Annotated in this window: 17 protein-coding genes; 1 reads left to right on the forward strand and 16 read right to left on the reverse strand. The window is 44.1% G+C overall.

Going from position 1 to position 20,467, the window contains the following annotated elements; translation table 11 throughout:
• Positions 1 to 104 precede the first annotated feature (104 nt).
• Positions 105 to 1,109 (forward strand): NAD-dependent epimerase, encoded by a 1,005-nt coding sequence (locus tag L463_RS04690; protein ID WP_032103480.1) that lies wholly within the window; start codon positions 105 to 107, stop codon positions 1,107 to 1,109.
• 48 nt (positions 1,110 to 1,157) lie between these two features.
• On the opposite strand, the gene ugd is transcribed toward L463_RS04690, so the two are convergent.
• The 16 genes from ugd to L463_RS04610 all read right to left on the reverse strand — a co-directional run bounded on the left by ugd (position 1,158) and on the right by L463_RS04610 (position 20,441).
• Positions 1,158 to 2,324 carry a UDP-glucose 6-dehydrogenase gene (gene ugd / locus L463_RS04685; RefSeq protein ID WP_003859477.1) on the reverse strand — a complete coding sequence of 389 codons (1,167 nt, stop codon included), beginning with the start codon at positions 2,322 to 2,324 and terminating at the stop codon, positions 1,158 to 1,160.
• A 252-nt stretch (positions 2,325 to 2,576) separates the two neighbouring features.
• Complete coding sequence (gene gndA, locus L463_RS04680; RefSeq protein WP_017693097.1) at positions 2,577 to 3,983, reverse strand: NADP-dependent phosphogluconate dehydrogenase; 1,407 nt, start codon at positions 3,981 to 3,983, stop codon at positions 2,577 to 2,579.
• A gap of 135 nt (positions 3,984 to 4,118) precedes the next feature.
• Positions 4,119 to 4,667: a dTDP-4-dehydrorhamnose 3,5-epimerase gene (rfbC, locus tag L463_RS04675; RefSeq protein ID WP_023295000.1), complete on the reverse strand. Its 549-nt coding sequence runs from the start codon at positions 4,665 to 4,667 to the stop codon at positions 4,119 to 4,121.
• A gap of 10 nt (positions 4,668 to 4,677) precedes the next feature.
• Positions 4,678 to 5,568: a dTDP-4-dehydrorhamnose reductase gene (gene rfbD / locus L463_RS04670; RefSeq protein ID WP_032103481.1), complete on the reverse strand. Its 891-nt coding sequence runs from the start codon at positions 5,566 to 5,568 to the stop codon at positions 4,678 to 4,680.
• A 12-nt stretch (positions 5,569 to 5,580) separates the two neighbouring features.
• The gene (gene rfbA, locus L463_RS04665; protein WP_032103483.1) at positions 5,581 to 6,447 is read right to left on the reverse strand and encodes a glucose-1-phosphate thymidylyltransferase RfbA; all 867 of its coding nucleotides are present in this window, start codon (positions 6,445 to 6,447) and stop codon (positions 5,581 to 5,583) included.
• 15 nt (positions 6,448 to 6,462) lie between these two features.
• Positions 6,463 to 7,527 carry a dTDP-glucose 4,6-dehydratase gene (rfbB, locus tag L463_RS04660; protein WP_032103484.1) on the reverse strand — a complete coding sequence of 355 codons (1,065 nt, stop codon included), beginning with the start codon at positions 7,525 to 7,527 and terminating at the stop codon, positions 6,463 to 6,465.
• Positions 7,528 to 7,606: 79 nt separating this feature from the next.
• Positions 7,607 to 8,638, reverse strand: coding sequence for a glycosyltransferase (locus L463_RS04655; RefSeq protein WP_032103486.1), 1,032 nt, complete (start codon positions 8,636 to 8,638; stop codon positions 7,607 to 7,609).
• 39 nt (positions 8,639 to 8,677) lie between these two features.
• Complete coding sequence (wbaP, locus tag L463_RS04650; protein ID WP_032103487.1) at positions 8,678 to 10,114, reverse strand: undecaprenyl-phosphate galactose phosphotransferase WbaP; 1,437 nt, start codon at positions 10,112 to 10,114, stop codon at positions 8,678 to 8,680.
• 43 nt (positions 10,115 to 10,157) lie between these two features.
• A complete protein-coding gene (locus tag L463_RS04645) occupies positions 10,158 to 11,339 on the reverse strand; it encodes a glycosyltransferase family 4 protein (RefSeq protein ID WP_172973740.1) in 1,182 nt (393 codons plus the stop codon).
• Entirely contained in the window at positions 11,317 to 12,516 is a 1,200-nt protein-coding gene (locus L463_RS04640) for a glycosyltransferase (RefSeq protein WP_032103488.1), read from the reverse strand. Before L463_RS04640 ends, L463_RS04645 begins: the two co-directional genes overlap by 23 nt.
• Positions 12,517 to 12,525: 9 nt before the next feature.
• A complete protein-coding gene (gene murJ / locus L463_RS04635) occupies positions 12,526 to 14,019 on the reverse strand; it encodes a murein biosynthesis integral membrane protein MurJ (protein ID WP_032103490.1) in 1,494 nt (497 codons plus the stop codon).
• Positions 14,016 to 15,182 carry a glycosyltransferase family 4 protein gene (locus L463_RS04630; protein WP_032103492.1) on the reverse strand — a complete coding sequence of 389 codons (1,167 nt, stop codon included), beginning with the start codon at positions 15,180 to 15,182 and terminating at the stop codon, positions 14,016 to 14,018. Before L463_RS04630 ends, murJ begins: the two co-directional genes overlap by 4 nt.
• Entirely contained in the window at positions 15,175 to 16,311 is a 1,137-nt protein-coding gene (locus L463_RS04625) for a glycosyltransferase (protein WP_032103494.1), read from the reverse strand. Before L463_RS04625 ends, L463_RS04630 begins: the two co-directional genes overlap by 8 nt.
• Positions 16,308 to 17,627 carry an O-antigen ligase family protein gene (locus L463_RS04620; RefSeq protein ID WP_023295011.1) on the reverse strand — a complete coding sequence of 440 codons (1,320 nt, stop codon included), beginning with the start codon at positions 17,625 to 17,627 and terminating at the stop codon, positions 16,308 to 16,310. Before L463_RS04620 ends, L463_RS04625 begins: the two co-directional genes overlap by 4 nt.
• A 34-nt stretch (positions 17,628 to 17,661) precedes the next feature.
• Complete coding sequence (gene cpsG / locus L463_RS04615) at positions 17,662 to 19,044, reverse strand: phosphomannomutase CpsG (protein ID WP_032103495.1); 1,383 nt, start codon at positions 19,042 to 19,044, stop codon at positions 17,662 to 17,664.
• Positions 19,044 to 20,441, reverse strand: a complete 1,398-nt coding sequence (locus tag L463_RS04610) for a mannose-1-phosphate guanylyltransferase/mannose-6-phosphate isomerase (RefSeq protein WP_032103498.1) — start codon at positions 20,439 to 20,441, stop codon at positions 19,044 to 19,046. Before L463_RS04610 ends, cpsG begins: the two co-directional genes overlap by 1 nt.
• Positions 20,442 to 20,467 lie beyond the last annotated feature (26 nt).

Genomic DNA, 20,467 nt, shown 5'->3' on the forward strand with positions numbered 1-20,467 from the left:
AGTTATATCGGAAAGATGAGTTATGTAAGTGAAGTGCGACGCGCTATCATAGTCGGATTCTGATGTCTGGGGCATCAATAAGAACACTGTAAATGAGGGAAGCTATGAAATTTCTGGTAACGGGCGCGGCGGGCTTTATCGGTTCTCATGTCAGCAAGCGCCTGCTTGATGTAGGGCATGAAGTTGTTGGGATTGATAATCTGAATGATTACTATGACCCTAACCTCAAGCTCGCTCGCCTCGAACTGCTCAAATCCGAGAGTTTCACCTTCCACAAGCTGGACTTAGCGGACCGCGAGGGCATGGCTGCGCTCTTCGCCAATGAGAAATTTGACCGCGTGATCCATCTTGCCGCACAGGCGGGCGTGCGTTACTCGCTGGAAAACCCGCATGCCTACGCAGATGCTAACCTGGTAGGTCACCTGAACGTGCTGGAAGGCTGTCGCCACAATAAGGTTCAGCATCTTCTGTATGCGTCATCCAGTTCTGTTTACGGCCTCAACCGTAAGATGCCGTTTTCTACTGACGATTCCGTAGACCATCCGGTATCCCTGTATGCGGCAACCAAAAAAGCCAATGAGCTGATGTCGCATACCTATTCGCATCTGTATAACCTGCCAACCACTGGCCTGCGCTTCTTTACCGTGTATGGCCCATGGGGACGCCCGGACATGGCGCTGTTTAAATTCACCAAAGCCATGATTGAAGGCAACAGCATCGACGTATACAACTACGGCAAGATGAAGCGCGACTTCACCTATATCGATGATATTGCGGAGGCGATTATTCGCCTACAGGACGTCATTCCTCAGGCCGATGCCGACTGGACAGTCGAAACCGGTTCGCCAGCAACCAGTTCAGCCCCGTATCGCGTGTATAACATCGGTAACAGTTCACCTGTCGAACTGATGGATTACATTACCGCACTTGAAGAGGCGCTGGGCAAGGAAGCGGTAAAAAATATGATGCCGATCCAGCCGGGTGACGTGCTGGAGACCAGTGCGGACACCAAAGCGCTGTATGACGTTATTGGGTTTAAACCACAAACCTCAGTCAAAGAAGGCGTGAAAAACTTCGTCGACTGGTACCGCAACTTCTATAACGTTTAAAAACAAAAACCCGGCAGAGCGCCGGGTTTTTTTATATCACGATATTAATCAGTCGCTGCCGAACAAATCGCGGGTATAGACTTTATCTTTCACGTCCGCCAGCTCTTCCGCCATACGGTTGGAGATAATTACGTCCGCTTCTTTTTTGAATGCATCCAGATCGCGGATCACACGCGAATGGAAGAACTCGTCTTCCTGCATGGCCGGTTCATAAATAATCACCTGAACGCCCTTCGCCTTAATACGCTTCATGATCCCCTGAATGGAAGAAGCGCGGAAGTTATCAGAACCGCTCTTCATGATCAGACGATATACACCCACCACTTTCGGCTGACGCGCCAGAATGGAATCTGAGATGAAGTCCTTACGCGTGCGGTTGGCATCCACAATGGCGGAAATCAGGTTGTTCGGCACTGCCTGATAGTTTGCCAGCAGCTGCTTGGTATCTTTTGGCAGGCAGTAACCACCGTAACCGAAGGACGGATTGTTGTAATGGTTACCGATACGCGGGTCAAGACACACGCCCTCGATGATCTGACGGGTGTTCAGACCTAAGCTTTCGGCATAGCTGTCAAGTTCGTTGAAGTAAGCCACACGCATCGCCAGATAGGTATTGGCGAAAAGCTTAATGGCCTCAGCTTCTGTGGAATCGGTGAACAGGACCGGAATATCTTTTTTGATTGCGCCTTCCTGAAGCAACGCAGCAAAACGCTCCGCACGCTCGGAACGCTCGCCAATCACGATACGGGATGGGTGCAGGTTATCGTATAACGCCCTGCCCTCGCGGAGAAATTCCGGCGAGAAGAAGACATTATCAATACCCAACTCTTCTTTAATCGATTTGGTGAAACCCACTGGAATTGTCGACTTGATGATCATCACTGCGTTCGGGTTGATTGCCGTAACGTCTTTAATCACCGCTTCAACGGTTGAGGTATTGAAGTAGTTAGTTTTAGGATCGTAGTCGGTTGGGGTGGCGATGATGACGAAATCCGCATCGCGGTATGCGTCTTCTTTGTCCGTGGTAGCGCGGAAGTTCAGCGGTTTGGTCGCGAGGTATTCTTCAATCTCTTTATCGACGATCGGGGACTTCTTCTGGTTAAGCATGTCCACTTTTGCCTGCACGATATCCAGCGCAACCACTTCATGGTTTTGTGCAATCAGAATACCGTTTGAGAGACCAACATAGCCTGTTCCGGAGATAGTTATTTTCATTCGTTTAACTTCTTCAAGTTTGAGTTTCTGGAGGCGTAAGCACACCACCGCAATAAACAACTGTTGAGGTTTTTACCTCTTAAGTTGAGGGACTGTCAAGGCGAATGCCTTGCTTCAGAAAGGGATAAACGTAGTGATTTATGCGGCAATGAAAGTGGTTGGCTGGAAAAAGTAAGTCAACATGGGCCGAAAGCGATAAAAAAAGCCCGGTGAGACTCACCGGGCCATGCTATCAGACTGAGTTAAATCAGATTAATCCAGCCATTCGGTGTGGAACACACCTTCTTTATCGGTACGCTTATAGGTATGCGCACCGAAGTAGTCACGCTGTGCCTGAATCAGGTTCGCTGGCAGAACGGCAGCGCGATAGCTGTCGTAATATGCCACCGCAGCGGAGAAGGTCGGAACCGGGATACCATTCTGCACCGCGTACGCAACAACATCACGCAGCGCCTGCTGATATTCGTCAGCAATTTGTTTGAAGTAAGGCGCCAGCAGAAGGTTTGCGATACCCGCATTCTCAGCGTAGGCATCGGTGATTTTTTGCAGGAACTGAGCGCGAATGATACAGCCGGCACGGAAGATCTTCGCAATCTCGCCGTAGTTCAGATCCCAGTTATTCTCGTCAGATGCCGCGCGCAGCTGAGAGAAGCCCTGCGCGTAAGAGACGATTTTACCCAGATACAGCGCGCGACGGACTTTCTCAACGAACTCTGCTTTATCACCAGCGGGTTTGGCCTTCGGGCCAGACAGCACTTTAGATGCTGCAACGCGCTGCTCTTTCAGAGAAGAGATATAACGTGCGAAGACGGATTCGGTGATCAGGGACAACGGCTCACCCAGATCCAGAGAGCTCTGGCTGGTCCATTTACCGGTACCTTTGTTAGCGGCTTCATCCAGAATCACATCAACCAGGTATTTACCCTCTTCATCTTTCTTGGTGAAGATATCTTTGGTGATGTCGATCAGGTAGCTGTTCAGCTCGCCTTTATTCCACTCGGTGAAGGTCTCTGCGAGCTCCTCGTTGGAGAGGTTCAGGCCGCCTTTCAGCAGAGAGTAGGCTTCAGCAATCAGCTGCATGTCGCCATATTCAATGCCGTTGTGAACCATTTTCACGTAATGACCAGCGCCATCAGGACCGATATAGGTCACGCATGGCTCGCCGTCTTCAGCTACGGCTGCGATTTTAGTCAGAATAGGCGCAACCAGTTCGTACGCTTCTTTCTGACCGCCAGGCATGATGGATGGACCTTTCAGAGCGCCCTCTTCACCGCCGGATACGCCGGTACCAATGAAGTTGAAGCCTTCAGCAGACAGTTCACGGTTACGACGAATGGTGTCCTGGAAGAAGGTGTTGCCGCCATCGATAATGATGTCGCCTTTATCCAGATACGGTTTCAGTGAATCGATAGCGGCATCGGTACCTGCGCCCGCTTTCACCATTAACAGGATACGACGAGGTGTTTCCAGAGACTCAACGAACTCTTTAACCGTATAGAAAGGAACCAGTTTTTTGCCTGGATTCTCAGCGATGACTTCTTCGGTCTTATCACGGGAGCGGTTGAAAACGGAGACGGTATAACCACGGCTTTCGATGTTGAGCGCCAGGTTGCGCCCCATCACTGCCATACCGACAACGCCGATCTGTTGCTTTGACATTACATACTCCTGTCTTGGGGATAATCACTGCGGTGCGATGCAGTTTGAATGTATATACGATGTTAACTCAAGCCTGTTACTTATGGATAGCCTTTGGTGCGCTAACGGCCGCGAGATAGGCAAACAGTGTATCGTTTAGTCAAAATAGACGGAATCGGCGAACGTCTTGCCTAAACTATCCTTGGATGACAGCAGGGGTAACTCACCATCAATAAGTGGCCACTTAATCCCAACAGAATCATCATTCCACAATAGGGAATGTTCAGACAAAGGGTTATAATAATCAGTGCACTTATAGACAAACTCAGCGCTTTCAGACAAGACGTAAAAACCGTGAGCAAATCCCTCAGGGATCCAAAGTTGACGTTTGTTTTCAGCGGAAAGCATAATACCTGTCCAGCGCCCAAACGTGGCTGATGATTTTCGCATATCAACAGCAACATCAAAGACTTCTCCGCTGACAACACGTACCAATTTTCCTTGTGGATTTTGAGTCTGGTAATGTAAGCCTCTCAAAATATTTCTTGCAGATTTTGAGTGGTTATCCTGCACGAAGTTACGTTCGCATACCAATTCACAAAATTTCTTTTGTTGCCAAGTTTCCATAAAGAAACCCCGTTCATCACCAAAAGTGACCGGCTCGATGATTTTTACATCAGGAATTTCAGTATCAATGACTTTCATTATTAACTCTTTATTTCCCCAAAACTTCTATTACCACACGTTCAACACCTTGTTTCCAGTCTGGAAGTGTCACATTAAACACACGCTGGAATTTCTGATTTGAGAGGCGTGAATTCAACGGACGAGTAGCAGGTGTCGGATATTCACTGGTAGAAATGCCGTTAACTTCCTGGATAAGCAGAGGCTCACCCTGAGCTTTAGCCGTTTCGAAAACAAAATTAGCATAATCAAACCAGGTCGTTTCCCCGCTTGCGACTAAATGGTATTTACCAACAACAGATTTATTATTCTGCTCTTCACGAATTGCGAGTGCAGTACAATCAGCCAATAATTCAGCACTTGTCGGAGCGCCATGCTGGTCGTTGATAACGGACAACCTCTCTTTCTCACGAGCTAAACGCAGCATGGTTTTCGCAAAATTATTACCACGAGTGGCATAAACCCAGCTGGTGCGGAATATGAGATGTCGGGGATTAAGGCGCGTAATTTCCAACTCGCCTGCTAATTTAGTCTCACCGTAGACATTTAACGGTGCTGGTGCCTCATCTTCCAGACGATAATGATCGCCCTCACCATCAAACACATAATCTGTAGAGTAATGAATTAGGAGCGCACCTAATTTCGCTGACTCCTCAGCGAGAACCGCAACCCCTTTCTGATTGAGCAACTTAGACAGGTTACGTTCTTGTTCGGCTCTGTCCACAGCGGTATGCGCTGCCGCGTTAACGATAACATCAGGTTTCACCAATCGTACGGTTTGTGCGATGCCAGGAAGGTCAGTCAAGTCACCACATAAATGCTTGTCGAAATAATCTACTGCGATGACTTCTCCAAGAGTGGAAAGAGAACGTTGTAATTCCCATCCAACCTGCCCATTTTTTCCTACAAGTAAAATTTTCATTGGCATGCCGGTTTATTGTCCAATCAACATTTTCAAATATTGACCATAAGATGTTTTCTGAAGCAGATCGGCCTGAACTGCTATTTCGTCCGCACTAAGCCATCTATTACGGAATGCAATTTCTTCAAGGCATGCCACTTTCATACCCTGCCGCTTTTCAATGGTATGAATGAACTGAGAAGCTTCAATCAAGCTATCGTGAGTACCTGTATCGAGCCAGGCAAATCCACGACCTAATAACTCCACCTCAAGCTCACCCCGGTCAAGATACATCTGATTTAGAGTTGTGATTTCAAGCTCACCGCGAGCAGAAGGCTTTATTTCCTTAACCATGTCGACAACATTATTGTCATAGAAATAGAGTCCAGTAACTGCCCAGTTTGATTTAGGCTTGAGGGGTTTTTCCTCAATAGATAATGCTTTGAAATGTTCATCGAACTCGACAACACCAAAGCGCTCCGGATCCTGAACCTGATAACCAAACACAGTTGCCCCTGACGTTTTCTTTGCCGCCGCATTCAACTTCATACCGAAACTTTGACCAAAGAAAATATTATCACCCAACACTAATGCGCAAGGCTCGTCGCCAATAAACTTTTCACCGATCGTAAATGCCTGTGCCAGGCCATCTGGTGAGGGCTGCACGGCGTAGGTGAAATTAACACCAAACTGCGAGCCATCTTTCATTAAGCGCTGGAAAGCAGGCATATCTTCAGGTGTGGTGATAATGAGGATATCCCGAATACCGGCAAGCATGAGTACCGATACTGGGTAAAAAATCATAGGCTTGTCATATATAGGGAGCAGTTGCTTAGACACACCTTGTGTAATCGGGTACAGGCGTGTACCTGAACCGCCAGCTAAAACAATTCCTTTCATAACGCTATACCTCGATTATTTGTTCAGGCCAAGACGTTCACCAGCGTAAGAGCCATCAAGAACACGCTGCCACCAACCTTCATTATTAAGATACCATTGAATAGTTTTTTCGATCCCGCTTTCAAAGGTTTCAAGAGGCTCCCAGCCGAGATCATTTTTCATTTTAGTTGCATCAATGGCATAACGAAGATCATGTCCAGGACGATCGGCAACAAAAGTTATAAGCTCTGCAAAATTGACAATACCGTTTGGTTTTTTATCTATGATTTTATCAAGAATTGCGCAAATAGTTTTTACAACATCAATATTTTTACGTTCGTTATGACCACCAATGCAATATGTATCACCGATCTTGCCCTCTGTAGCCACTTTGTACAGTGCGCGGGCGTGATCATCAACATACAGCCAATCGCGGATCTGCTCGCCGTTCCCATAGACCGGGAGTGGTTTTCCCGACAAAGCATTAAGAATAATGAGCGGAATTAACTTCTCTGGAAAATGGTAGGGGCCATAGTTGTTAGAACAGTTGGTAATCACCGTTGGTAAGCCATAGGTACGATTCCAGGCGCGAACTAAATGATCGCTACCAGCCTTAGAGGCCGAGTAAGGGCTACTTGGCGCATAAGGTGTTTCTTCAGTGAATAATCCGTCAGCATCGTGAAGATCGCCAAAAACTTCATCAGTAGAGATGTGGTGGAAGCGGTAAACCTTCTTCCTATCATCATCAAGTGATGCGTAATACTGACGCGATGCTTCAAGAAGAATGAATGTACCTATTACGTTAGTCTGGATGAAGGCCGCGGGCCCGTCGATAGAACGGTCAACATGACTTTCAGCAGCCAAATGCATCACGATATCAGGCTGGAAGGAATTGAAAATATCCGCAACAGCTTTCGCATTAGTAATATCAGTTAGAGAGAATGAGTATCGCGAATTTTTTTCAACTGGTGCCAGAGACTCAACATTACCTGCATAGGTTAAACAATCAACCACGCATACTGAATCCTGAGTATTATTTATAATATGCCGAACCACGGCTGAACCAATAAAACCAGCACCACCAGTGACAAGAATTTTCATAGTTTTCACTTTCTGTTAGTTATTCAGAGGAGCTCTATACTCAACTGACTCATACAATTCTTTATAAGCTGTTAAAGGATCACTTTTTTTTGAGTATATTATCTATATGCATTGCAAGCATCTCTTCCGTACGGACAAAGTCACATTTTTCTTCGAATGTTTTCAATGCATTTTTAGACATTTGAGCAACCAACTCGGGATCCCTATTAATCTTTTCTAGAGCGCGCGTCCATTCAATTAAAGAATTATCTTTAATATAAATCCCGCACTTCTCTTTCTCAATATCGACATACCAGTAAGGGTTGTATGTAGCAATAACTGGCACGCCTAAAGCGATAGCCTCAATCAATGAAGACAATCCGACACAATAATTGATCTTATCTGTTTTAATAGGGATAATCATGCTCTTTGATGCACTTACTTTCTCAAGCAAGTCTGTATATGCCCAGCGACCTTTATTTATCCTAATGTCGCCATTTACATTTGCATAGCTATCAGGCAAATTTAAATCGCTGGTATAGATATCAATTGTAACGTCGCTATTTTTTACCGATGACATTACAGACGGCAGATCCCTATTTTCACGCCCTGTCGAAATTATATTCTCGTTATGTAATCCATTAATAAAAGGTGCATAGAAAGTTGCATCTCCTCCCCATGGTATAAAGTGACATTGATGAGAATGAAGTCCTCTTGAGGCCTTGATTTCATCGCGTGACTTTTCCGAAAGAAAGAAAATCGCATCAATTTTTCTTACATAACACTTTAAAAATGGCAGAAGCAATGAATGTATTACTTTCTTTAACCGAGACACTGGAGGGGAGAAAACATCGAGATGCATCCAACCCGCAAACTTTGTTTTAAATAAAAAAATACGTGCCAGAATATAAAAAAGCATCGTTTTTCTTTTAATAAAAGGCATAAAGAACAAATCTGGTTTGAACTTCCAAAATGAAATCAGATCATTAAGTAAGTTTCCCCGACCGACCATTACCTCAAAGCCCATCTTTTCTAATTTGGATACGCCGTATACGAACTGCGCAGGGATCTCATTTTTTTTATAACGGCTAAAGGCAGCGCCGTTATCATTAACAAAAACAAAGGCTTTCATTAAAACTCCGTATTAGAGGCCATATCCAATGTGCTTAATTCAGTAAGCGCCTTTTCTCAACAGAACCACATTGACGGTTTTGAAGAGAATGACGATATCATTCCACAAAGACCAGTTTTTGACATACCAGGAGTCAAAATAAACACGCGTGGTGTAGTCAACATCGTTACGTCCACTCACCTGCCACAGGCCAGTCATGCCTGGCTTTACCATCAGATAATATTCAACGTCATCGGCATAGCGTTCCAGCTCTTCGTGGATGACCGGACGCGGGCCGACCAGGCTCATCTCACCTTTGAGTACGTTAAATAACTGAGGTAACTCATCAAGACTCGTTTTACGAATGAAGTGACCAATAGCAGTAATACGCGGATCGTTTTTCAACTTAAAATCTTTTTCCCATTCAGCACGCGCTTCAGGATCTTTCTCAAGTAATTCTGCAAGGATCTCTTTTGAATTGATATTCATAGAGCGAAACTTATAACAGTCAAATTTCTCACCACGGCGCCCAATTCTCGTATGAGCATAGATAGCTGGCCCACCATCACGGGAAACTTTATACCACAGGTAAACCAGCAGTGGCGATGAAACAAGAAGAATGCCTAAGGTGCAGACGATATCGAAAGTACGCTTAATGAAGCGCGAGGTCAGTTTAGACAGATTATTGTGAACCTGAAGAAGTAATACTTCGTGGCTAAATATAAATGACATACTAGTGCCGTATAAAGGGAATCCTCTCAGAGATGGAATAATTATAACGTTACGGCACTTATGTTTCGCAAGGAATCGTAACCAGTTTTCAAATTTATCTTTTTCGTCAAAATCGCACGCGACTACGAACTGAGTTGAAAACGAATTATAATGAGTAAGCAATGTCTCTTCATCTTTAACGATCGGACACTCTTCCATAATATCGGCTGTCGCATCAAAATCACAAAACGCATCAATTTTGAAACCAGACACCTCATGGCTTTGTAAAGCATAATAGGCTTCACGCGCATTTCGTCCGGAACCTAAAATAACGGTGCGCTTTTTCCAGTAGCCAAATTTGTTAAGAATGATTTTTGTAATTTCACGCGATAACGGAACCATAATGATGGCATATAGCCAACAGTAGGCCCAAATATAGCGAGAAAAGTGCCATTTAGAAAATGCCACTAATGCAAGATCGAAGATCGAAAAAATGACAATAGTACGCAGTGTTTCTTTAAGTTCAGACCAGAAGGGTTTCTTTTGTGCATAATGACGTAAGCGGACGCCAAACCAAAACACACACATTACAGTCAGAATAAAGTGTGATAACACCCTCACATCAATCTGGCGAATTGGCATAAAGGTATTTAAATCGCCAATAAAAAACATGACGGTTAAAAAGGAAAGCCCCAAAGAAACATTAAGCCAAAATAAATCCGATGCAATTAAGGCCCCACGGCAAATGAATTCTTTCTTTTGATCTTTAAATACGCTAATTTTCATTGTTTAATCCCTGACATAAATCGACTGATTTATGCCGTGGTCATTATTTTTCCGGATGAGTATAACTGTTCTGTACTCGCGCAGCCTGAGTATTGATCAGTGACTCAGAATATTGAGCCCAGGCACTATCGACATACTGACTAATCTCGTCACGGAAACGCTGCTCTGAGAAGGTTAAAGCATGTTCGCGACAGTCTTCTGGCTTAATTTTATCGGCGTATTTTTCAAAAGTATTCACGGCTTCGCATATAGCGTCTGCGGTTTGTTCAAAGAAGAACAGCCCCGTCGGTTTATCGCTACCAAGGGGTTTAACCGTTTCAAGGCACCCGCCTTTACCGTACGTAATGACCGGCGTACCGCTTGCTTGTGCTTCTACAGGTGAGATACCAAAATCTTCTTCTGCGGCAAATACGTAAGCTTTGGCACGCTTCATATAGTCTACCATGGCAGCATCATCCTGATAGCCGAGTAGCGTGATATTATCCGTCGCCAGCTGTTTGATCTTATCCATCTCAGAACCATCACCGATAACCACTAACTTTTTATCAGGCATTTTGGCAAACGCACTAACAATGAGATCTACACGCTTATAAGGTACCATGCGACAAGCAGCCAGATAGAAATCCTCTTTTTTTTCACTGAATTCAAACTTATCCGTATTCACAGGCGGATAGATGACGTCTGCTTGTCTGCCATAAACTTTGTTAATGCGACGTGCAATAAATCGCGAGTTACCAATAAAATGATTAACGCCCGCAGCAGTACGGTAATCCCAAATACGAATCTTATGCAGGAGATACTTGGCAAGCCAGCCTTTAAGACCTTTGTTCAGGCCAGATTCACGCAAATACTGGTGCTGGAAATCCCAAGCATAACGAATAGGCGAATGGACATATGACACATGAATCTGGTCAGGGCCTGTAATCACCCCTTTAGAAACAGCATGACTGCTTGAAATAACAACATCATAAGCTGACATATCAAGCTGTTCAATTGCCAATGGCATCAACGGCAGATAAGACTGGAATTTTTTTGCTGCAAATGGTAAACGCTGAATAAATGTAGTAGTGACTTTTTTATTATTAAGAAAATGTTTGTCTTTCGGCTTTAAGAAATCACATACAGCGAAAACATCCGCATCGGGATAACAACGTAAAATTTGCTCAACCACTTTTTCAGAACCCGCATAGGAACTGAACCACTCATGAACGATTGCTACTTTCATTGCGCTTCTCATCAATTAGCTTAAACATTTTTTTAGTGCGTGACTGGTAAGTATATTCTCGGGCAAGCTCCTGACATTTCTCCACAGAAATCCGATCGCCAGAGGTAATATCTTCCAGAGCTGAAATAAACTCAGCGGGGGTGTGGGCAACGCGAAAATAGTCTTTAAAGTCACACAAGGACGCTAAATCGACACTCACCACTGCCTTCCCTGCCGCCAGATACTCAAAGAACTTCATAGGGAACATTGAAGCAGTATATTCATTCAAATTATTAGGCAGCAAAGTTGCGGCAAAGCCCTTCAGGTAGCCAGGCAACTGCTGGTACGCCCTTGGCCCAATTAAATGAATATTTTTGTGACGGGTAAGTTGGGTCGCATCAGTGTTAGGATCTCCTTCGCCAACATCGCCAATCATCACGAGCGACCATTCAGGATGAGCTTCTGCAATCGCTTCCAGGAGAGAGAAATTCACCTTATAGCCGCTAATCGCACCAATAAAGCCAATTCTTGGCTCCGGGATCGCGTTCAGGTCGGCAGGAACGGGCAGTTGATCATCCAGCGCTTTTGAAAAGTGATTATAATCAGCTACGTTAGAGAAGTAATAGACCTCATCGCTCCAATGCTTTCTTGACTTCAGAAGCGTCAGAGAAGTGACAAAGGTAATGTCTGCGCGACGTACAAGCTCTTCCTCTGCATCCTGAAGGATCTCTACCGGCATTCCAGGCTGAGCTTTAATTTCGTCGACACAATGATAAACAACATAACCGAAATCACCCGGCTCCAGAAAACGCGTGGTCAACGGGTTATAGGTCCATAGCGTTTCGTCTTTGAATTTTAAACGCCAGCACCAGAATTTGAGCGCGCTGCTCAAAATCAGTTTATTAAGCTTACGCACAAAAGCGTAGTTATTAAATGGGATGGAAATTGGTGACCATACCCAGACATTGTCGCGCACTTTTCGAGGTGCTTTAATCGCTTTAAGAACCCGGCGGAAGATACGCGAAAGGTCTTTCTTATTTACACTAGGTCGGCGCAGTCCCAGAGACTCTATGTAAAGAACACGGTGCCCACGGTTTGCCAGCTCTAAGGCAACATGCTGTTTATTTGTCCAGAATGGGTTGTCCCAGTCTGCCGTGGATAAGACGACGATGTCTTTTATATCTTTTTTTTTGTTCATAAAAATATGCTATCTCAGTCCTTTTTTTAGGAAAATCCCTTTAATACCATTTCGGTACAATGGGAATAACATTGCCCATAACAGACTAAACATCACAAATATTGCGCCATTAATTAAAAGTCGGAAAATAACATTATCAGGTTGAATAATGTAATGCCCAAGAGTCAAGATAATAGATGTATAAAGAATTAATCCCAAAGAAATTTTAATTATCACAGGAAAAAGATCTTTTGCAATCCTTAAGTAACACGCGCTAAGGATAAACATCATTAAACTGTATATCGAATTCCCTAGCCCTAACCCAAATGCACCCCACATTTTATACGTCGCCAGGTTGACAACCGCATTGCTCAGCAATGCAACCATCATCACAACTAATACTTTCTTATTATTGAGATGTGCGCTCAATGCCTTAATGAATATATAACCTATCACCTGAGCCCAAAGGCCTATGCACATTCCTTGAATAATATCAGTTGTTACCGTTACGGAGTGCTGATCAAATGCACCACGCATAAACAGTAGAATAACGATGTCTTTTGCATAGAAAAAAATGAAAAAAGACATGTTTATAACAAGCAGTGCCAGCCAATTATAAATAAACCTTATCTTATCTCGAACAACTTCTGGCTTCTGCGATGACCATTCAGATAATCCAGCAAATGCTATCGGCACAGACAAAATAAAAACAACAGTGTCAGTAATAAACCGGGCATAATCGAGTCCGGACACTACATCAATACTGATTAATGATGCTAGTGCTCTTTCCAGAGTAATATTACCTTGCAATATTAGAGGTAGTATAAGCAAGGGCCGAAGCGTTATCCAAAAACTCTTCATTACCAATTTGACTTCGGTCGCATCAAAACGACCAGGGAGGGCTAGAATAGTGCCCTTTCTTGCACGGATAAGCGCCCAGATACTAAAAATTATATAGCTACCTGTAAAACCCCATGCAAGTAATAGATAATTATTATAATAATATGCAGCAACCACACCCAACAGCATGCCGACATTTTGAATGGAGGCCCGCATAGATATGGGTTTATAATCTCCATGTGCCATCGACAAATAATTTATTAACGCTGAAAAAAGATAGAAAGGACAACAGATAGCCATTATCTTAAGTAACTCAGTCGACATCTCACGCGCATTCCCGCCAATTCCGGGAGCCATGATACCGACCCAATAGTCTGATAAAAAATACAGAACAATGAATATAAATACAGATATCAGAGCGAAAAAAATAAACATACAGAGCTTGAAAGTCGATGCACGAAATTCATTCTCGGTGAGATATTTTTTATATAATGGGATGAATGCTGAATTAAGGCTGTCACTGGTCATAAAATTGATTGGTACAAGGGTTCCCGTCTGCGCAATACGATAAGCCCCGTTGACATCTCCTGTACCAAAAAACTTTGCCATCAAAACTTCCCTGACCAATCCAAGGACTTTCGAAAGCATGTTGCCGCCTAGCAGCTGGCTAATAGCTTTTTTCATTTAGAATTTCTTAGGAATAATGAGGTATATTCGCTCACAGAGTGACTTAATGTATTTTTTTTGGGGATAAAAGATCTTCTTTCCTTGCTACTAAGAGTATTAATATAAGCCTGCACATCTTTAAAAGGAATATGATTAGGATTGCACTTGAATATCTTATCGCTCGAATTAAATGTAAGATGTTCCGATATTATAAGAGGTAATCCGGAGCTCATCGCCTCCAGTACATTCAATGGCAATCCTTCAACTCTTTTGGTAAGGAATAGAAAAATATCGGCACCTTGCATTATTTTTGCCAAATCAGTTCGCGTTTTTGCCCCCAAGAAAATTACATCATGATTTAACTTGAGTTCGTCAACTTTCTTTCGCAACTGTTTTTCATAAGGTCCATCACCACAAATCAAAAGTTTCGCATCTACGTTAACTTTTTTTATTTCAGCGAAAAGATCGATATTTTTATCAACCCCCTTTTGCTCATGTAGGCGTGATGCTGACAAGAATATTTTTGCTTCAAAGCTTATGCCTAACTGCTCGCGCACAGTGTTTCGCTGAGATATATCATCAGAGAACAAATATTCGTCAATTCCATTTTCGATTTTAACTACTTTATCGTTACTGCAAATAAGCGTTGTTGGAAAGGACGTTAAATCTTTTTTTACAGCGTCCCCAACAGCAACAACCCAGTCGAAGTAAGAGTAATGTTTAGCATCTGAATAAAAACCAAGTATATTTTTAACACTTGATAAAATCTTTTTAATTTTCCGTGTTTTTATCTTAGAAACTAATTCACCAATTGATGTGCCATGGGCCTGCATAATAAACTTTGCATTTGGGAATAATTTTTTGTGTTTAAGTGTACTAAATGCCCCTGCGCTAATGCTAATTACCGCACTAACATTATCTTTAGTTCTCCACGTTTCAATGATTTTTTCAGTCTCAGCCCACCAACCGGGCGAATATGCCGCCTTAGGGATATTTTTTAACTTTATTATTTGTGGGGTATTTTCTAAAACAGGAATATCTTCATCAAAATCCGTGGTAACTACAGTAACCTTAAAGCCTTTAACCTGTAGCTGAACCGCTAAATCCCATGCTACAACTTCCATTCCGCCAAGGTGATGGAATGGAAGAGAGCGAGCAAATATGATTACTTCCTCAGCCATGAATCAGTTCCTGATATATTTTTTCTAATTTTATGGTTTGTTTGGACAAGTTAAATTTTTCGCTAATGAAAATACGGGCATTTTTACCCATTTCAAACCGCTTATGTTCATCCTTCATTAGAAACGAGATTCTTTCCGCTAATTGCTTATCATCTCGCTCTTTAACTAAAAACCCAGTTTGCTCATCGATAATCGCCTCTGGTATCCCACCATGCTGAGTACCGATGACAGGAACACCGGTCACTGCCGCTTCAAGAAGAACCATACCCAACCCTTCAGCATCACCGGTTTTCGCTGTAATGCTTGGTAAAACCAACATGCTGGCTTTACGCATCCATTCCATAACATCGACGTGGGGCAACGCGCCTGTAAAAGTAACGGTTTGATCCAGACCAAGGGATGTGACCTGAGCCTTTAGCCCATCCAATAACGGACCTTCTCCTATAATCACAAGCTTAACATCAGGATTTGATACCTTTACCTGCTTGACTGCATTGATTAAAACGGCCGTCCCTTTTTTCTCTACCAGCCTTGCAACATGAAGGATAATGCCTTGATCGTCCTCTTTTGCACGCGGCTGATATTTATTCACATCGATACCAATATAGTGCTGAATGATTTTGCTTTCCGGGAAACCATGTTGCAGTGCCTGACGGGCAATGAAATCTGAAACACAAATAAACTTATCGCCCTGACTTTTAACTTTGTTTTGATGGAGAAGATAATTAATCCAGGCTGGTGACCGGGACGCCAGTAAATCCTTATTACTGACCGTCACATCAAATCCATGAAGTGTCGTCACCAAAGGAATACCTTTCTTCTGCGCCAGCTTTAAAGCATAAAGTCCATCGATCGCAAAGTGTGCATGAATGAGGTCTAAGGGCTGTGATTTTAAAACAGACTGATAAGGCAGCTGCGACGTGGTGATCGCATTCACCATTTCTGCGAGTTTACCGTAAACATTTCCATGTTCATTCAATACACATGCGACTGAGCCTTCTGGTTTCGTCCCGATGAGGCGTCTGCCGATATAGCATTTATCAAAACACTGTAATGCTTCAGCCTGCTGCTGAATAAAAACTTCCGAACCCTTAAAAAGCTGGTTTCTGAAAATACCGACCGTCTTCATTCCTGTACCCTATTATGCCGATTAATTGGTAAATTTGCTGCCAGGCAAAGCCCAAGCATTACGGCTAACACGATCATCTGGTGTTGCTCACCTATTAAGCCAAAGTTTTCGCCAAATCCGTGAGCAAAAAGCCAGGAAAGCACCATCAGGAAGGAAAAGCCGATGTTTTTTTGTTCATTATTTGTACTTCGTATTGCTCTCAAAGCAACCCCAATGCTGCAAAGGATAAAACCTAGCCCCAGCATTGAAGCAATAATTCCTGACTTAGACCAAAGATAAATAAGCGTGTTGTGTGGCGGAAGGAAATAATCAGTGTGCTTACTGTAATCGGCTTCCCAACCACCGTAGCCCTGCCCCATCAGTGGATTATTTAAAAATGCGTCAAATGCATAGTTCCATATCTCGTAACGTGTTTCAGCCGTATCCGTGGATTCTTTTAAAAAAACGCTTTGTTCGGTAATGCTGAAAACAACGCTTATAGCGATTAATACTATGGCAAACGAGGCGCCTACTGAACTCAAAATGACGCGTGTCGAACGCTGAAGTTTCAGATAGAAAATAAATGCCGGGATAAGTATCGCGAAAAGGACGCCCGCTTTGGAGCCGGTAAAAAATACGGTTGCCCAGAGCAGAATAGCCATCATAAGCGTGATTTTTGATTTCAACGCCTTGTAAATGCCCCAAGCCATAAAGGATGAGATTCCTGCATAACAGGCAGCAGCATTGGCATTAACGAACAAAACCCCACCCGCTTTAACCGGATCGTAGAAGTTATTCCTGGCTCCATCTAATAAGCTCTGAAGCGTATTCATTCCCATCGTATATTTACTTATAGGGGACAACACTACCGCCAATTCGAGTGACTCATTAAATCTAAAGATGATGACCGTAATCGCCTGCAAGCAAACAAAAAACAGCATAACGTTGATAGTTTTATACAATGCAACTCGATCTTTCACCGCTAAAACGTAGACGGCGTTTGAGATGACGATAAATTCACACAAATAGGCAATATCACGAATACCCATCGATTTCTCAACCGACCACGCAAGGCTCAGGGTGCTGATGAGTATCAGGCCAAGAAGCATAATATTCGTTGCTTTTGCTAAGAACCGGTTTGCATTAATAATAAATTCAGGCAGGAGCAATGCCGGAAGCAGAAATGCCATTGGAACATCGGCTCCACCTAATTGCACCAGATAGAGCTGCGGAATGCTACATACCAGCACCATTAACAACCTGATGCGTAGGTGCAGAGCGAGGAAAACAAAAAAGAAAATTAAACCTACGATTGCCGCTAATAAGACTTCTAACATTAATATTTTCCCACGCGATTAGGCAACTTAGAAATTAGCTTTTTATCAGCCCTAACAGCTCATCTCGTTTCGCTTCCATTAAACCCAGATCGGCATCTGCTTCCACATTTAGACGCAGCAGCGGTTCGGTATTGGAGGTGCGAATGTTAAAGCGCCAGCCCGGGAAAGACATGCTCAGTCCATCCGTGTAGTCAATATCCACAGCCAGGGAGGAGTAGCGGTTTTCAATCTCATCAATTAACGCAGAAGCATGGACCACTTTGCGATTAATTTCACCAGATACAGGGAAGCGTGCGATACGTGATTCCACCAGCGAGCCAAGAGAGCGTCCGGATGTTATTACCAGTTCAGCAACCAGCAACCATGGAATCATGCCGCTGTCACAATAAGCAAACTCACGGAAATAATGGTGAGCGCTCATTTCACCGCCGTATACCGCATTCTCTTTGCGCATACGCTCTTTAATAAAAGCATGACCGGTTTTAGACATCACAGGGATCCCGCCCGCGCGCTCGACAATATCAACCGTATTCCAGGTCAGTCGCGGGTCGTGGATGATTTTCGCGCCACGCTCTTTATTCAGGAAGGCTTCTGCTAAGAGTCCAACGATATAGTAACCTTCGATAAAATTGGCTTTCTCGTCAAACAGGAAGCAGCGATCAAAATCTCCGTCAAACGCGATACCCATATCCGCTTCAGCTGTAACAACCGCATTGGCGGTATCCTGGCGTGCTTCTGGCAGAAGTGGATTTGGAATACCGTGCGGGAAAGTACCATCCGGATCGTTATGAACTTTTATAAAATCGACAGGAATGCCGGCCGTTTTGAAACGCTTTTCAATTTCATCAATAACGTGCCCCGCGGCACCATTACCGGAGTTGATGACTAACTTAATCGGTTTAATGCGGAAATTGTCGAGATTGATATAGCCCAGTAAATGATCAACATACTCATTAAGAACGTTAATCTTTTTATAGCTTCCCATACGCTGAGATGGGGCGAAATCATTTATTTCCGCGAGGAGCTGGATCTCTTTCAAACCCGTGTCACCGCTGATCGGCCGGGCACCGCTGCGAACCAGCTTCATCCCGTTATAGTCAATCGGATTATGGCTGGCCGTTACTTCTATACCGCCATCAACGCCCAGATGGAAGGTGGCGAAGTAAATCTCTTCTGTGCCAGAAAGTCCAATATCAAGCACATCACAGCCGCCCGCCATCAAGCCTTCCGCGAGAGCCAGCTTCAGAGACTCACTTGTCAGACGAACGTCGCCGCCGACAACAACCTGTTTTGGTTCCAGACATTGCGCATAAGCGCGACCAATACGCCAGGCAATATCCTCATTAAGCTCTTCACCTAATTTCCCCCGAATATCATAGGCCTTAAAACAACTTAATTTTTTATTGTTATTTTCCATTATGAAATCCTTAGTACGTCATCTTCACCCAAATAACTACCAAACTGAATTTCCAGAATTTCCAGATTTATTTTTCCTGGATTCGAGAGCTTATGTTTTTTTCCCACAGGGATTGTCGTTGATTCATTTTCAGTGAGATAAATTTCGTTCCCTTCGACACCAATTAGCGCCGTTCCGGTCAGCACAACCCAGTGCTCAATACGATGATGATGCAGCTGAAGCGAGAGCTCACCACCAGGAATAATGGTTACACGGTTAACCCGGTAACGCGTATCCCGAACAAGCGTTTCGACATGGCCCCAGGGCATATAACGCGTGGTATGTTCGCGACATTCAGCACGTGAATGGGCTTTTAGATGCTCAACAACAACTTTCACATCCTGGACATTATCCTTATGGGAAACCAGCAGCGCATCTTTGGTATTAACAATAATAAGGTCGTCCAACCCTAACGCTGCGGTTAATTTCCCTTCGCTGCGGATATAACAATCGCGGGTCTGATGGGTGAAAACATCGCCAATCAGCGCGTTGCCATTAGCATCATGCGACGAGGTTTCCCATAGCGCTGACCACGAGCCCACGTCGTTCCACCCTGCATCCATCGCCGTCACAATGCCCAGGTCTGTATGTTCCATCACCGCATAGTCGATGGAATCAGACGGACAACAGGTGAATGTCTCTTTATCGAGTTTGATAAAATCGAGATCGCTGACGGGCTGCTGCATGGCATTTTTGCATGCATCAAGGATCGACGGACAAAATTTCGCAACTTCGTTCAGATAGGAAGAGGCCCGGAACATAAACATACCGCTGTTCCAGAGATACTCTTTACTTTCGAGGTAAGAGATAGCGGTCGCCTGATCCGGTTTTTCAACAAAGCGCTTGATTTTCCAGGCGGTAGACTGATCGGCATGTTGTTCTTCACCACGCTGAATGTAGCCGTAGCCAGTTTCTGGCTGCGTAGGCACGATACCGAAGGTAACCAATTTGCCTTGTTCTGCAAAAGGAATGGCGTTGGTAATGACGGAATGGAATGTGGCTGTGTCGGCAATCAAGTGATCGGCAGCCAGAATGAGCATGACAGGATCTTCACCAGTTTCCAGTGCATGGAGGGCAGCCAGAGTAATAGCCGGTGCCGTATTGCGCCCAACAGGTTCAAGAATGATATTCCCGGCGAGCTTATGCATTTGTCTCAACTGCTCGGCCACCAGAAAACGGTGATCTTCATTGCAGATAACAATCGGATCGGTCACATCCAGACCGTCGAGGCGTGAAATCGTATTTTGCAGCATCGATCCGCCCTGATGGAATGAAAGGAATTGCTTAGGCTGCAACTCGCGAGACATCGGCCATAGTCGACTCCCTGTTCCTCCTGCGATCACCACTGGAAGTAACATCCTGCTTCTCCTGCTTTGCTCAATAC

It is taken from the genome of Enterobacter sp. BIDMC 27 (assembly GCF_000534415.1).
In the GTDB taxonomy this organism is placed as follows: domain Bacteria; phylum Pseudomonadota; class Gammaproteobacteria; order Enterobacterales; family Enterobacteriaceae; genus Enterobacter; species Enterobacter hormaechei_C.

What these genes read in the sequence shown, in the direction of transcription:
- L463_RS04690 (WP_032103480.1), top strand. Translation starts at nt 105, where the DNA reads ATGAAATTTCTGGTAACGGGCGCGGCGGGCTTTATCGGTTCTCATGTC.
- ugd (WP_003859477.1), bottom strand. Translation starts at nt 2,324, where the DNA reads ATGAAAATAACTATCTCCGGAACAGGCTATGTTGGTCTCTCAAACGGT.
- gndA (WP_017693097.1), bottom strand. Translation starts at nt 3,983, where the DNA reads ATGTCAAAGCAACAGATCGGCGTTGTCGGTATGGCAGTGATGGGGCGC.
- rfbC (WP_023295000.1), bottom strand. Translation starts at nt 4,667, where the DNA reads ATGAAAGTCATTGATACTGAAATTCCTGATGTAAAAATCATCGAGCCG.
- rfbD (WP_032103481.1), bottom strand. Translation starts at nt 5,568, where the DNA reads ATGAAAATTTTACTTGTAGGAAAAAATGGGCAGGTTGGATGGGAATTA.
- rfbA (WP_032103483.1), bottom strand. Translation starts at nt 6,447, where the DNA reads ATGAAAGGAATTGTTTTAGCTGGCGGTTCAGGTACACGCCTGTACCCG.
- rfbB (WP_032103484.1), bottom strand. Translation starts at nt 7,527, where the DNA reads ATGAAAATTCTTGTCACTGGTGGTGCTGGTTTTATTGGTTCAGCCGTG.
- L463_RS04655 (WP_032103486.1), bottom strand. Translation starts at nt 8,638, where the DNA reads ATGAAAGCCTTTGTTTTTGTTAATGATAACGGCGCTGCCTTTAGCCGT.
- wbaP (WP_032103487.1), bottom strand. Translation starts at nt 10,114, where the DNA reads ATGAAAATTAGCGTATTTAAAGATCAAAAGAAAGAATTCATTTGCCGT.
- L463_RS04645 (WP_172973740.1), bottom strand. Translation starts at nt 11,339, where the DNA reads ATGAAAGTAGCAATCGTTCATGAGTGGTTCAGTTCCTATGCGGGTTCT.
- L463_RS04640 (WP_032103488.1), bottom strand. Translation starts at nt 12,516, where the DNA reads ATGAACAAAAAAAAAGATATAAAAGACATCGTCGTCTTATCCACGGCA.
- murJ (WP_032103490.1), bottom strand. Translation starts at nt 14,019, where the DNA reads ATGAAAAAAGCTATTAGCCAGCTGCTAGGCGGCAACATGCTTTCGAAA.
- L463_RS04630 (WP_032103492.1), bottom strand. Translation starts at nt 15,182, where the DNA reads ATGGCTGAGGAAGTAATCATATTTGCTCGCTCTCTTCCATTCCATCAC.
- L463_RS04625 (WP_032103494.1), bottom strand. Translation starts at nt 16,311, where the DNA reads ATGAAGACGGTCGGTATTTTCAGAAACCAGCTTTTTAAGGGTTCGGAA.
- L463_RS04620 (WP_023295011.1), bottom strand. Translation starts at nt 17,627, where the DNA reads ATGTTAGAAGTCTTATTAGCGGCAATCGTAGGTTTAATTTTCTTTTTT.
- cpsG (WP_032103495.1), bottom strand. Translation starts at nt 19,044, where the DNA reads ATGGAAAATAACAATAAAAAATTAAGTTGTTTTAAGGCCTATGATATT.
- L463_RS04610 (WP_032103498.1), bottom strand. Translation starts at nt 20,441, where the DNA reads ATGTTACTTCCAGTGGTGATCGCAGGAGGAACAGGGAGTCGACTATGG.